The sequence below is a fragment of the Buttiauxella noackiae genome (assembly GCF_000737905.1).
Taxonomy (GTDB): Bacteria; Pseudomonadota; Gammaproteobacteria; order Enterobacterales; family Enterobacteriaceae; genus Buttiauxella; species Buttiauxella noackiae.
Genome location: NZ_JPRU01000001.1, coordinates 955,889 through 968,183, shown reverse-complemented (window position 1 = coordinate 968,183; position 12,295 = coordinate 955,889). Strand labels below are relative to the sequence as shown.

15 protein-coding genes are annotated in these 12,295 nt (G+C 49.2%); 13 read left to right on the top strand and 2 right to left on the bottom strand.

Translation table 11 applies throughout. The annotated features are described in order from the left end of the window. The first annotated feature begins 13 nt into the window (after positions 1-13). From eutL to IX31_RS23475, 8 genes are all read left to right on the top strand, one after another. Positions 14-673 carry an ethanolamine utilization microcompartment protein EutL gene (eutL, locus tag IX31_RS04340; RefSeq protein WP_034455932.1) on the top strand — a complete coding sequence of 220 codons (660 nt, stop codon included), beginning with the start codon at positions 14-16 and terminating at the stop codon, positions 671-673. A 7-nt stretch (positions 674-680) separates the two neighbouring features. Further along, positions 681-1,154: an ethanolamine utilization microcompartment protein EutK gene (gene eutK, locus IX31_RS04335; RefSeq protein WP_034455931.1), complete on the top strand. Its 474-nt coding sequence runs from the start codon at positions 681-683 to the stop codon at positions 1,152-1,154. An 18-nt stretch (positions 1,155-1,172) separates the two neighbouring features. Continuing rightward, complete coding sequence (eutR, locus tag IX31_RS04330) at positions 1,173-2,225, top strand: HTH-type transcriptional regulator EutR (protein ID WP_034455930.1); 1,053 nt, start codon at positions 1,173-1,175, stop codon at positions 2,223-2,225. A gap of 185 nt (positions 2,226-2,410) precedes the next feature. Continuing rightward, positions 2,411-2,836, top strand: a complete 426-nt coding sequence (nudI, locus tag IX31_RS04325; RefSeq protein WP_034455929.1) for a nucleoside triphosphatase NudI — start codon at positions 2,411-2,413, stop codon at positions 2,834-2,836. 35 nt (positions 2,837-2,871) lie between these two features. Beyond that, positions 2,872-4,185 carry a sensor histidine kinase gene (locus IX31_RS04320; RefSeq protein ID WP_034455928.1) on the top strand — a complete coding sequence of 438 codons (1,314 nt, stop codon included), beginning with the start codon at positions 2,872-2,874 and terminating at the stop codon, positions 4,183-4,185. Next, on the top strand, positions 4,185-4,799 hold the full coding sequence (locus IX31_RS04315; RefSeq protein ID WP_034455927.1) for a response regulator transcription factor: 615 nt from the start codon (positions 4,185-4,187) through the stop codon (positions 4,797-4,799). Before IX31_RS04320 ends, IX31_RS04315 begins: the two co-directional genes overlap by 1 nt. A gap of 102 nt (positions 4,800-4,901) precedes the next feature. Next, positions 4,902-5,402 carry a GlcG/HbpS family heme-binding protein gene (locus IX31_RS04310; protein ID WP_034455926.1) on the top strand — a complete coding sequence of 167 codons (501 nt, stop codon included), beginning with the start codon at positions 4,902-4,904 and terminating at the stop codon, positions 5,400-5,402. Between the two features lie 182 nt (positions 5,403-5,584). Continuing rightward, positions 5,585-5,746, top strand: coding sequence for a hypothetical protein (locus IX31_RS23475; protein WP_167350265.1), 162 nt, complete (start codon positions 5,585-5,587; stop codon positions 5,744-5,746). Positions 5,747-5,846: 100 nt separating this feature from the next. Here the strand turns inward: IX31_RS23475 and IX31_RS04305 are convergent, their stop codons facing one another. Both IX31_RS04305 and iraP read right to left on the bottom strand, forming a co-directional pair. Then, complete coding sequence (locus IX31_RS04305) at positions 5,847-6,368, bottom strand: GNAT family N-acetyltransferase (protein ID WP_034455925.1); 522 nt, start codon at positions 6,366-6,368, stop codon at positions 5,847-5,849. A gap of 65 nt (positions 6,369-6,433) precedes the next feature. After that, positions 6,434-6,769 (bottom strand): anti-adapter protein IraP, encoded by a 336-nt coding sequence (gene iraP / locus IX31_RS04300; protein ID WP_034455924.1) that lies wholly within the window; start codon positions 6,767-6,769, stop codon positions 6,434-6,436. Positions 6,770-7,191: 422 nt separating this feature from the next. Between iraP and sufA the strand changes: the two genes are divergently transcribed. The 5 genes from sufA to sufS are packed head-to-tail and all read left to right on the top strand — an operon-like array spanning position 7,192 to position 12,288. Next, entirely contained in the window at positions 7,192-7,560 is a 369-nt protein-coding gene (sufA, locus tag IX31_RS04295) for a Fe-S cluster assembly scaffold SufA (RefSeq protein WP_034455923.1), read from the top strand. Positions 7,561-7,568: 8 nt separating this feature from the next. After that, the gene (gene sufB / locus IX31_RS04290; protein ID WP_034455922.1) at positions 7,569-9,053 is read left to right on the top strand and encodes a Fe-S cluster assembly protein SufB; all 1,485 of its coding nucleotides are present in this window, start codon (positions 7,569-7,571) and stop codon (positions 9,051-9,053) included. Positions 9,054-9,069: 16 nt separating this feature from the next. Beyond that, positions 9,070-9,816 (top strand): Fe-S cluster assembly ATPase SufC, encoded by a 747-nt coding sequence (sufC, locus tag IX31_RS04285; RefSeq protein WP_034455921.1) that lies wholly within the window; start codon positions 9,070-9,072, stop codon positions 9,814-9,816. Further along, positions 9,791-11,071, top strand: a complete 1,281-nt coding sequence (gene sufD / locus IX31_RS04280) for a Fe-S cluster assembly protein SufD (protein ID WP_034455920.1) — start codon at positions 9,791-9,793, stop codon at positions 11,069-11,071. The genes sufC and sufD overlap by 26 nt, the downstream gene beginning before the upstream one ends. After that, entirely contained in the window at positions 11,068-12,288 is a 1,221-nt protein-coding gene (sufS, locus tag IX31_RS04275; RefSeq protein WP_034455919.1) for a cysteine desulfurase SufS, read from the top strand. Before sufD ends, sufS begins: the two co-directional genes overlap by 4 nt. Positions 12,289-12,295 lie beyond the last annotated feature (7 nt).

Genomic DNA, 12,295 nt, shown 5'->3' with positions numbered 1-12,295 from the left:
AGGGAGCGTTACCATGCCAACTTTAGATTTGATTAAACCGAATGTGAAAGCGATGCGGGTTATCGCAAACATTAGCGAAGGATTCGCCCGCGAACTGAAATTGCCTTCCCATATTCGCAGTCTGGGTTTGATTACCGCCGATTCTGATGATGTCACTTATATCGCCGCTGACGAAGCCACTAAACAGGCACAAGTTGAAGTGGTCTTTGGGCGTTCGTTATATGCGGGGGCGGCACATGGCCCGTCACCTACGGCTGGAGAAGTGCTGATTATGCTGGGCGGGCCAAACCCTGCGGAAGTGCGAGCGGGTCTGGATTCAATGTTGGCAACTATCGAGCAAGGCCCAGCTTTTCAGTGGGCTAACGACGCAGAAGACACTGCATTTTTGGCGCATTTGATCTCTCGCACGGGGTCGTATCTTTCTACAACAGCCGGGATTTTGCTGGGTGACCCAATGGCTTATCTGGTTGCGCCCCCGCTGGAAGCGACATTTGGCATTGATGCTGCGTTGAAATCTGCCGATGTACGCATCGTGACTTATGTGCCACCACCATCGGAAACCAACTACTCGGCAGCATTCCTGACGGGCAGCCAGGCCGCGTGTAAAGCTGCGTGCAATGCTTTTAGTGACGCCGTGCTTGATATCGCGCGTAATCCTATTCAGCGTGCATAGGAGGTAAATGATGAACTCTCTCGGGTTGCTCGAAGTGTACGGCCTTGTGGCGGGGATTGACGCGGCAGATGCCATGCTGAAGGCTGCGAATGTGCGCTTATTAAACCACGAAGTATTGAATCCTGGAATGGTAACGCTGGTTGTCGAAGGAGATCTCGCCGCGTGTCGTGCTGCCCTGGATGCGGGGGTAGCCGCTGCAACTCGCACCGGGCGTGTCATTAGCCGCAAGGAACTTGGCCGGCCTGATGAAGACATTGAACGGTTGGTTTGCAGTTTTGGCCGCAAGCTTTCGGGCGTCAAAACGCAGGCATCACAAGCGTTGCTTGAGGTATTACAAACACAGGGCCACGGCATGACAGCAGGTGAAGTTGCTGCACATTTTAACTGGTCGATTGAAGAAGCCAGAATACAACTTGAGGCTTTATTTCATGACGGGAAACTGCGCAAGCGTAGCAGCCGTTATCGTCTGAAATCTGAGTAGTGACGCAAGGAGCCGCATATGAGTAAGAAAATGAATGCTGACTTACATCATCTGCGTAAAACTGAGTATACGCGGGACGAAAAGGTGACGCCTCTTATTGAAGAAGAGAGCGTCCACCAGCGCGTGACAAAAGATGTCTATGAACATGCTTGTACTATTACGGCGTGGCAACAACTCTATGATCAGCTTCAACCCGGGCACTTTCAGGGGGAACTGACTGAGATGTTGTTTGATGACATCCAAATGTTCCGGGAGTACACCAACCTTGCGTTGCGCCAATCATGTATGGTGTGGCCGAATGCTTTTTGGTTTGGCATTCCGGCCATAAATGGTGAGAAAGGGTTTATCGGAACTCAATTGTTGGGAAAAGAAGAGATCGCAGCCCGCCCTGGTGGAACTGAGTTTGAACTCAGTACGCCAGATGAATACACCATTCTTGGTGTGGTGATTGCCAACGATGTGTTATTTAGCAATGCAGGGCTGTTTCATCAACCCGAAACTTTGTTTGATCTTTTGCAAAATAACTCGGCGCTGGATGTGTGTCAGAAGAAAAAAGAAGCAATATGGTGCTTTATTAATCAAGCGCTTGCGTATGGTAGCCACTCACCTGAATGTATGCGCAACGAAAACGTGCGTCGGGTGCTTACGCATAATTTGCTGTCGGGTATGAGTGAACTGCTTGAAAGCGCTCAACCGGTAGCTTCTGAGTTGATGTCTCGTAAAATTAGCTATCAGCGCCTGGTGTCACAGGCGCGCGACTGCGTGCTAAGCCGCACATCGGAACCGGTAACGGTTCTCGAACTGTGTAATGAACTACACGTTAGCCGCCGTACCTTACAAAATGGTTTTCACGCCGTGCTGGGCATCGGTCCAAATGCCTGGCTTAAAACACTCCGCTTAAATGCAGTACGCCGGGAATTGATAAGCCCATGGTCAACCTGGGACACTGTGAAAGATGCCGCGATGCATTGGGGCTTCTGGCATCTCGGACAGTTCGCTACCGATTATCAACGCTTATTCCTTGAAAAACCTTCTGAGACGTTACATTTACGCGGACGTGAATGGCAGTGAAAGAGCGCGGTTATTTTATTACATTGCCACCAGCTCATTAATCATTGCGGATTATGTTCGTGCATCCGTAATATCTTCAACGATGAGCCCGAAGGAATGCTACGATTTTTCTCCAGGATCTGAATCAGAGATTGTGCATCCGATTTTTGCTAACGTCAGCAAAATTAATGACAACAGGAGGTCGTATGCGTCAACGAGTTATCGTCTGCCCAATCATTGAAAATAATGGCGAGGTGTTGCTGTGTAAGATGGCGAACGATCGCGGGGTTTTTCCAGGACAATGGGCGTTATCAGGCGGTGGAATGGAGCCGGGAGAACAAATGGAAGAGGCGCTGCGACGAGAAATTTGTGAGGAGCTGGGCGCAGAACTTCAGATAACCAGCATTAAGCCGTGGACCTTTGCCGACGATGTGCGAGTGAAGACGTACGCGGATGGTTCAAAAGAAGAAATTTACATGATTTATCTGCTATTTGACTGCGTGAGCGCTAACCGCCATGTCACGTTTAACGAAGAGTTTCAGGAAGTCGCCTGGGTTAAACCTGCTGAACTTGGCAACTACGATTTGAACGAAGCGACCAAAATCACCTTTAGTAAAAAAGGGTGGATCTGAATCCTGCTTAACCTCTCCCCATAATAAGGAACGCGATGCTAAGAGTTCTCATCTGGCTGATTCTCACCGCGCTGTCTGGTGGCGGCGTGGTTGTCTATGCCCTGTATCAGCAGTATGAAGAACAAAGTGCGGAGTTCCGTATTTTGTATCGCGATATCACGGTTAAGCTTGCGCAAAACGATGTCATTCTCGCGCTACTTTCGAACAGTAGCGACCCCGCTGTGGTGCAGCATAAATTTCCCTATATTTTGCGCTGGCAAACTCAGCCTCATGACCCTCCGCGCCCGGATATTAATCCCGCTCGTGCTGGCACTTATTGGATAAATTCACCTCAGGGTTCGTTACTGATTGATTTGCCAACGCTGCTTACTGATTTTGTGCATACACAGAAATTTCATCACTTTAGTCTGAGCTGGAAAGGAGTCGCACTTCTCACGCAGGGAGCGGAAGGACATGATGATTGGTGGCGCTGGGAAAAACAGATAATCAGCCCATCGCAACCCCTTAATCTGGTGGTAACGAATAATCCAGACTGGCGAAATTTACCCTGGTTAGTTCTGCTGTTAATGGGGGTTTTCTGGGCAATAGCTATCTATTTATATAACCAGTATCAGATGACGAAACGCCAGCGCAATATCGCTGATTTGCGCGCCCACTTTTCAGAGCTCGCACGGCTTAATGCGATGGGGGAAATTGCTGCGGGTATGATGCATGAGCTGAATCAACCGCTTACGGCCATTTTGAGCTATTCACAAACTGCGCAGCGCCTTATCGCACAACAGCAGGCTGAAAAAGCCCAGCCACTGCTGGAAGCCACGGTTATACAAACTAAGCGTATTAGCGCATTGCTGTTGGAGTTTCGGGAGAAATTACACAGTGATGAACAAACATTACAACCGGTAGATTTGCACAACACCTGGGAGAGGGTGGCGGTGCTTTTGGGTAATGAGATTGAACGTGGAAAAGTCACGGTAATAAACCAAATCCCTGAATCATTCCCCCCATTTATGGCATCACCACTCGCTATTGAGCAGATATTCCATAACCTGCTCAATAACGCCATTCAGGCGCAGCAGCAGACGGACAAAGCCTGGGTGGCAATCAATGCTCGCCAAACCGGGAATGACATCGTGTTAACAGTCACTGACGGTGGACCTGGTTTGACCGAACAGGCCTTAGAACAGGTATTTATGCCTTTCTTTACCACCCGTAAAGATGGACTTGGGTTGGGCATGGCGTTGACCGAAACGCTAGTGCAGCGTCTGAACGGCAGTATTCAGGCGGAAAATAGCCCCAACGGCGGTGCACGCTTTACCCTGAATTTCCCTCTCACACAACAGGAGGCGTGATGGCGCAACGTATCTATCTTATTGATGACGATGAAGCGATACGTTTTTCGTTAACGGCACTGCTCGCTACTATGGGGTGGGAAACACTTTCCTTTGAGAGCGTACACAGCTTTCAGGCATCACATCCTGACCAGGCCGCTCTTAACGGCTGTTTATTGCTGGATATTCGTATGCCCGGAAAGTCAGGCATCACACTGCTTGAGAACTGGCAGCAAATGGGCTGCACTTTGCCGGTTATCATGATGACCGGACATGGCAGTATCGATCTCTGCCGTCGTGCATTTAAAAATGGTGCGTTTGAATTTTTGACAAAACCCATTGATGCCGACCTGTTGATTGAAACGGTGAGTGCTGCACTTGAGCAACAAAAACAGAACCAACAACAGCGTAAAAATCAGGCCGATTTGCAGGCCAAACTGGCGACGCTTTCTGCCCGTGAGCAAGAGGTGATGGTGCTTATCATGCAGGGAAAATCAAACAAAGAGATGGCTCGTGATCTATCGTTGTCGCCACGAACCGTGGAGGCGCATCGCGCAAGTTTGTTTGCGCGGCTAGAAATCAACTCGTTGGCGAAGTTAATAAAAATCTACGGCGGGCTGAAAGGCACTACGTAAAATTACCTGGTTTGCCTGGTATTCATCCGAATGGTTTTGCGCAACTGAGATCGCTACCTTAACTCTCGTTAGTTAATCACAATCGAGTTGAGGGAAGAAACCATGAAAAAATCCATCCTGTTAGCCGCTGCTCTGTTCAGCACTGCCGCGGCAATGCCTGCATTTGCAAGCAATGTTCTGAACGAAAAAAATCTCTCTCTCGAGTTTGCAGATAAACTCGCACAGAGCGCTATTCAGGCCTGTAGTGCCAAAAACTACAATGTCGCGGTAACTGTTGTTGACCGTGCCGGTGTTGTGAAAATCGTTAAACGTATGGATAACGCTGGTCCACACACCGTTGAAGCCAGCCGCATGAAGGCCTATACCGCGCTGACCACCAAAAATACCACCGGCGATGTTATGAAGAGTGCACAGGATAATGCCGGTGCGCAGAATATGCGCGATATCCCTGGTTTCTTATTATTGGGCGGCGGGATACCGGTGAAAGTGGATAATCAAACCATCGGCGCTATTGGGATTGGCGGTGCGCCGGGCGGCCATTTGGATCAGCAATGTGCGGTTGACGCACTTGAAGCAAATAAGGCTGCTCTTAACGCTTCCTGATAAAGGTTTTCGTGACGTTGCAGGTGTATTTCGACCGGCAGCGTCACGGACAAAAAGAGTCGTGAAAACATCCCCCCTTTGCCCATGTTGAAATTTTTTGTCAAAATAATGTATTCAGCGTCAAATACTTTGCGTATTACACGGACGTTTTTTATACATTGATGGGAAATAAGGGAGCTAAAATGAAGTATATATTCACGCTTATATTGAGTCTGACATTATCCGGATGCACAGCGAGTGATTGGGTAGATGCTGCTGGTGGAATAATGCAGGCTACTGATAAAAATGAAAAAGACGCAAGAGATAAGCGCATTAAAGCGGCTAACAAAGCTGCAGGTTATTAAGATTTAAACAAATTGTAAAAGCGGATTAAGCAATTCCTCTTCTGGCTGTATTGAGTAAGAAGAGGAATGCTGATGATGTTAATGGCATCTGAATAGCTGATTATTTTTCGCACAAGCGTTCAAGCTTGAAGCACTCCGCACCCTTATATAAGCACTCATCATAAATACGATAACCCAGATATTCAGCTACGCGAATTGAGGCCGGGTGATGTTTCACAATAAGGCAAACGGTTTTGGGGGGCGAAAATGAATCAACATACCAATGGTGTGCGGCTTCGGCAGCTTCCTTTGCAATCCCTCGGCCCTGGGCTGTGCGTGAAATGACCCATGAAGCTTCGGCGCAGTTATCAAACTCTTCATCAATACCTCGATGAAAATTAGCCAGCCCCGTTTCCCCTAAAAAAGCATCATCAGATTTTTGGAAGATGGAAAATATCCCGAATCCAAACGTTGACCAGTGCCCGATATTTCTCAAAATACGATTCCATCCTTCTTCCGGTGTAAATCCAGGAGAATTTGTTACCTGGAAAATTTGTGGGTCAGCGTACATCGAAAACCACACGTCAAAATCTGCGATGGCCTGAGGACGTAAAATTAATCTTTCGGTTTCAATATTTGTCATCAATTTATCTTTTATCGAAATTCTGAGTAAAGGGCTGAAAGTGTAACTTCCAGCCTAGAGTCAACTTACTCAGCAGCCGTTTCGCCAGGTTTACTTCTCAGAGTATCAAGATCAATGTCAGCATCGTTTGTTTCCAGCAGCTGCGTTAACAAAAGAAGATTATTGAATTCATTTAAAAGTATCTCAGCGTCACTCTTCAGGGGAGTATCAGCCGCATCCAAAGCAGCATTGATTGCCTTTCTGACGTTTTCAAGCATTTCATTCATACCGCCATTTTTGCCAATGGTCAGTAACAGTGCCCCTATAAGCAAAGACTGAGCTTCGACTTTTGCCGCCAGTTGCTTGGCTTCAGCATCCATTTTTGAAATTTTTGCTATCACACTCAGTATTAAGTTTTTCATGAAAGCTCCTTTTTAGTCAGATAAGCCCTTAACAACATAAGGGTGAGGTTTGTTTGATGAAAATGAAAATAGCCTAAGTTGTGACTGTGCACCACTTCCGGATTGAACAAGAATGTTTTAGGCATTGACGGCGAAGATCATGGTGCTGGCAGGAACCATTGATTGCATAAATTGGTATTTTCTATACATCTTCTCTCTTCTACCGGCTAAGCTTTCTATACCTAAATAAACCCCATTTCTTTCATTAGCTTAAATAGCTCTTTTCGTCATCTGCAAGAGTTTCAGCAGGGTCTATCCTTAGTAAAGACGCCCAAAAAATCAGCATTTCGTGAATACCCCTGTTATCAGGATGTTGTATTGATAATTGTTATCATTAACATAGGGTATTGGCCTTTGGGCGGCAAAACATAAAGAGGTGAACTATGGATGTGCAAACCGATAGCTTCGATCCCAGTGAATTTGCCTGGAAGGGACTGACGTTAACCCCTGATGCGAGCGCACATATTCGCAAACTGGCAAGCCAACAGCCTGGCTTCCTCGGTGTGCGTTTGGGCATTAAACAGACCGGCTGCGCGGGCTTCGGCTATGTACTCGATACCGTAAAAGAGCCTAAACCTGACGACCTCCTTTTTGAAACAGACGGCGCAAAACTGTGGGTGCCAATTTCAGCGATGCCGTTTATCGACGGAACGGAAGTCGATTATGTGCGCGAAGGATTAAACGAAATATTCAAATTTAACAACCCGAAAGCACAGCACGAATGTGGCTGTGGTGAAAGCTTTGGGGTGTAGGCGGGATTATGTCACGTAACACTGAAACGTCTGAAGAAGTGCAAACCTGGGCGGGCAGTCATTCTTATAAAGAAGGCTTTTTCACTCAGTTGAAAACCGACGAAATGGCGCATGGCATCAACGAAGATGTGGTGCGGGCAATCTCTGCGCGGCGTAATGAGCCAGAGTGGATGCTGGAGTTTCGCCTGAGTGCCTATCGTGCCTGGATTGAAATGGAAGAGCCGCACTGGTTGAAGGCCCATTACGACAAGCTGAACTATCAGGATTACAGCTACTACTCAGCTCCGTCTTGCGGCAGTTGCGATGACAATTGCGAATCGCAACCCGGCGCTGTCCAGCAACCTGGTAGCAACGCCTATCTGACTGGCGAAGTCGAAGAGGCATTTAAACAGCTCGGTGTTCCGGTGCGCGAAGGCTCGAATATTGCCATGGATGCGATTTTTGACTCCGTATCAGTGGCGACGACATATCGTGAAAAACTCTCTGAGCAGGGGATTATTTTCTGCTCTTTTGGTGAGGCAATTCATGAATTCCCTGAGCTGGTGCAAAAATATCTCGGCACAGTGGTTCCGAGCAACGACAACTTCTTTGCTGCGCTGAATGCGGCTGTCGCCTCTGACGGCACGTTTATTTATGTGCCAAAAGGCGTGCGCTGCCCAATGGAACTGTCGACCTATTTCCGTATTAATGCGGAGAAAACTGGCCAGTTCGAACGCACAATTTTGGTGGCGGATGAAGGCAGCTACGTGAGCTATATCGAAGGGTGTTCGGCGCCGGTGCGCGACAGCTACCAGCTGCACGCTGCAGTCGTGGAAGTCATCATTCATAAAGATGCCGAAGTGAAATATTCGACCGTGCAAAACTGGTTCCCGGGCGATGGCAACACCGGTGGCATTCTCAACTTCGTGACCAAGCGTGCACTGTGTGAAGGGGCGAACAGCAAAATGTCCTGGACGCAGTCGGAAACCGGTTCAGCGATCACCTGGAAATACCCAAGTGTGATTCTGCGCGGCGATAACTCCATTGGTGAGTTCTTCTCAGTGGCGCTGACGGCGGGCAATCAGCAGGCGGATACCGGCACCAAAATGATTCACATCGGTAAAAACACGCGCTCGACCATTATCTCCAAAGGGATCTCGGCCGGACACAGCCAGAACAGCTATCGCGGCCTCGTCAAAATTATGCCGACGGCGACTAACGCTCGTAACTTCACACAGTGTGACTCCATGCTTATCGGCCCGGACAGTGGCGCGCACACCTTCCCGTACGTGGAATGCCGCAACAACACCGCCCAGCTTGAGCACGAAGCGACGACATCGCGCATCGGTGAAGACCAGTTGTTCTATTGCCTGCAACGCGGGATAGCCCAGGATGATGCGATTTCAATGATCGTCAACGGGTTCTGTAAAGACGTGTTCTCGGAATTGCCGCTCGAATTCGCGGTGGAAGCACAAAAACTATTAGCAATCAGCCTTGAACACAGCGTCGGATAAGAATTAAGGGAAAATTATGCTGAGCATTAAAGATCTACAGGTAAGCGTTGAGGATAAAGAGATCCTGCGCGGTTTAAGCCTTGAAGTGAAACCGGGCGAAGTGCACGCCATTATGGGGCCAAACGGTTCCGGGAAAAGTACGCTTTCCGCAACGCTTGCCGGGCGCGACGACTATGAAGTCACTGGTGGTGAAGTCCATTTTAAAGGCAAAGACCTGTTGGAATTGTCGCCTGAAGATCGTGCGGGTGAAGGTATTTTTATGGCGTTCCAGTACCCGGTAGAAATTCCCGGCGTCAGTAATCAATTTTTCCTGCAAACCGCGCTCAATGCGGTGCGTGAATATCGCGGACTCGAAGAACTCGACCGTTTTGATTTCCAGGACTTGATGGAAGAGAAGATCAAATTGCTGAAAATGCCGGAAGATTTGCTGGCACGTTCAGTCAACGTCGGTTTCTCCGGCGGCGAGAAGAAACGTAACGACATATTGCAGATGGCAGTGCTTGAACCTGATCTATGCATTCTTGATGAATCCGACTCCGGGCTGGACATCGATGCGCTGAAGATCGTTGCCGAAGGGGTGAATTCACTGCGCGATGGCAACCGTTCGTTCATTATCGTCACGCACTACCAGCGTATTCTTGACTACATCAAGCCTGATTTTGTTCATGTGTTGTATCAGGGCAAAATTGTGAAATCGGGTGATTTTAGTCTGGTGAAACAACTGGAGGAGCAGGGTTATGGCTGGCTTACCGAACAGCAGTAACGGCAACGCCCTGCAACAGTGGCACCACCTGTTTGAAACACAGGGCGAAAAACGTAGCAAAGAAGCTCAGGAGCATATGCAGCAAATGCTGCGCCTGGGGCTACCGACGCGCAAACATGAAAACTGGAAATACACGCCGCTGGAAGGGTTGTTGAATAACCAGTTTGTATTGCCTGTGCCCGAAGCATTGACGGAGATCCAGCGTGATGCACTGGCGTTATCGGTGGATGCGTGGCGGCTGGTGTTTGTCGATGGGCGATACAGCCGCGAATTAAGCGACGATCTGACCAACAGTGGTTTTGACGTGAGCGTTGATGAAAACCGCGAGTCTTTGCCTGCGGCGGTGCAGGGCGAAGTGTTTCTGCATCTTACGGAAAGCCTTGCACAAACGGTGACGCATATTCATGTGGCTCGTAACCATAGCCCCGCCAAAGCATTGTTGCTGATGCATATCAGCCGTGGAAGCCCGCAAGGGGAAATGAACACCGCGCATTATCGCCACCATTTATCTCTCGGCGACGGCGCAAAAGCGACCGTGGTTGAGCACTACGTCAGCCTTGATGAGTATGCCCATTTTACTGGTGCACGCTTTACGGCGGAGATTGGTGCAAACAGCCAGTTCCATCATGACAAATTGGCTTTTGAAAATGCTCAGAGTTACCACTTTGCCCATAATGATTTAATCATTGGTCAGGACGCGACGGTTGAAAGCAGCAGCTTCTTGCTGGGAGCCGCGGTATTACGCCACAACACCAGTAGCCAATTAAATGGCGAGAATACCCAACTACGCATGAACAGCCTCGCGCTGCCAATCAATAACGAAGTGTATGACACCCGCACGTGGCTTGAACATAACAAGGGCTACTGCAACAGCCGTCAGTTACATAAAACGATTGTGCGTGATAAAGGCCGCGCAGTGTTTAACGGCATGATCAAAGTGGCGCAGCACGCGATTAAAACCGATGGGCAGATGACCAACAATAACCTGCTATTGGGGCGACTGGCGGAGGTGGATACCAAGCCGCAGCTGGAAATTTATGCCGACGATGTGAAATGTAGCCATGGTGCCACCATTGGTCGTATCGATGACGAGCAGATGTTCTACCTGCGCTCACGTGGAATTAAAGAACAGGCCGCACTTCAGATGATTATCTTTGCCTTTGCCGCAGAGCTTACGGAAAGCATTCGTGACGAGGCATTAAAACAGCAGGTGCTGGCGCGGATCGGCCAGCGCTTTGCAGGGGGCGAAGCATGAGTTTTTCCATAGAACGGGTGCGTGCTGATTTCCCGATTTTAAACCGGGAAGTGAATGGGCAACCGCTGGTTTATTTAGACAGTGCCGCCAGTGCGCAAAAGCCGCAGGCGGTGATTGACGCCGAGCTGAATTTTTACAGCCATGGTTATGCGGCGGTGCATCGCGGTATTCACACATTGAGTGCCGAAGCCACGCAGCTTATGGAGAATGTGCGCAACCAGGTTTCACGTTTTATTAATGCACGCACGCCGGAAGAGATTGTCTTTGTGCGCGGCACCACCGAAGGGATCAATCTGGTGGCTAACAGTTGGGGGCGCGCCAATATTCATGCTGGTGACAACATCATTATTTCCTCAATGGAGCACCACGCCAATATCGTGCCATGGCAAATGCTCTGCGAACAAATGGGTGCGACGCTGCGCGTGATTCCACTGAATCAGGATGGCACGTTGCAGCTGGATGTTTTTCCAACGCTAATTGATGAACGCACAAAATTGCTGGCTATTACTCAGGTTTCGAATGTGCTCGGAACTGAAAACCCTGTTCGTGAGATGATCGCTACCGCTCATCAGGCTGGTGTAAAAGTGCTGGTGGATGGCGCGCAGGCCATAATGCACCATGCCATTGACGTGCAGGCGATGGAGTGCGATTTCTATCTTTTCTCAGGCCACAAAATTTACGGGCCGACGGGGATTGGCGTGCTGTATGCGCGAGAAGAAATCCTGCAAAACATGCCGCCGTGGGAAGGCGGTGGGTCGATGATTGCCAGCGTTAGCCTGACAGAAGGCACTACTTATGCCGCATCCCCATGGCGTTTTGAGGCGGGCACACCAAACACCGCCGGGATTATCGGGCTGGGGGCCGCTCTACGCTACATAGAGAGCCTCGATCTTGCCGAGGTGAGCGAGTATGAGCGCTCTCTGATGCGCTATGCGCAGCAGGCATTACAAGCGGTTCCCGATTTGACAATCTACGGCCCTGAACATCGTCTTGGGGTAATCGCCTTTAATCTCGGTAAACATCATGCCTATGACGTGGGAAGCTTCCTTGATAATTACGGCATAGCGGTGCGCACCGGGCACCATTGTGCGATGCCGCTGATGGCGTTCTATAAGGTCCCAGCGATGTGCCGCGCTTCATTTGCTATGTACAACACTGAAGAAGAGGTGGATCGTCTGGTGGCTGGTTTACAGCGGATTCATCGCCTTTTGGGCTAACAGGGAG

What these genes read in the sequence shown, in the direction of transcription:
- eutL (WP_034455932.1), top strand. Translation starts at nt 14, where the DNA reads ATGCCAACTTTAGATTTGATTAAACCGAATGTGAAAGCGATGCGGGTT.
- eutK (WP_034455931.1), top strand. Translation starts at nt 681, where the DNA reads ATGATGAACTCTCTCGGGTTGCTCGAAGTGTACGGCCTTGTGGCGGGG.
- eutR (WP_034455930.1), top strand. Translation starts at nt 1,173, where the DNA reads ATGAGTAAGAAAATGAATGCTGACTTACATCATCTGCGTAAAACTGAG.
- nudI (WP_034455929.1), top strand. Translation starts at nt 2,411, where the DNA reads ATGCGTCAACGAGTTATCGTCTGCCCAATCATTGAAAATAATGGCGAG.
- IX31_RS04320 (WP_034455928.1), top strand. Translation starts at nt 2,872, where the DNA reads ATGCTAAGAGTTCTCATCTGGCTGATTCTCACCGCGCTGTCTGGTGGC.
- IX31_RS04315 (WP_034455927.1), top strand. Translation starts at nt 4,185, where the DNA reads ATGGCGCAACGTATCTATCTTATTGATGACGATGAAGCGATACGTTTT.
- IX31_RS04310 (WP_034455926.1), top strand. Translation starts at nt 4,902, where the DNA reads ATGAAAAAATCCATCCTGTTAGCCGCTGCTCTGTTCAGCACTGCCGCG.
- IX31_RS23475 (WP_167350265.1), top strand. Translation starts at nt 5,585, where the DNA reads ATGAAGTATATATTCACGCTTATATTGAGTCTGACATTATCCGGATGC.
- IX31_RS04305 (WP_034455925.1), bottom strand. Translation starts at nt 6,368, where the DNA reads ATGACAAATATTGAAACCGAAAGATTAATTTTACGTCCTCAGGCCATC.
- iraP (WP_034455924.1), bottom strand. Translation starts at nt 6,769, where the DNA reads ATGAAAAACTTAATACTGAGTGTGATAGCAAAAATTTCAAAAATGGAT.
- sufA (WP_034455923.1), top strand. Translation starts at nt 7,192, where the DNA reads ATGGATGTGCAAACCGATAGCTTCGATCCCAGTGAATTTGCCTGGAAG.
- sufB (WP_034455922.1), top strand. Translation starts at nt 7,569, where the DNA reads ATGTCACGTAACACTGAAACGTCTGAAGAAGTGCAAACCTGGGCGGGC.
- sufC (WP_034455921.1), top strand. Translation starts at nt 9,070, where the DNA reads ATGCTGAGCATTAAAGATCTACAGGTAAGCGTTGAGGATAAAGAGATC.
- sufD (WP_034455920.1), top strand. Translation starts at nt 9,791, where the DNA reads ATGGCTGGCTTACCGAACAGCAGTAACGGCAACGCCCTGCAACAGTGG.
- sufS (WP_034455919.1), top strand. Translation starts at nt 11,068, where the DNA reads ATGAGTTTTTCCATAGAACGGGTGCGTGCTGATTTCCCGATTTTAAAC.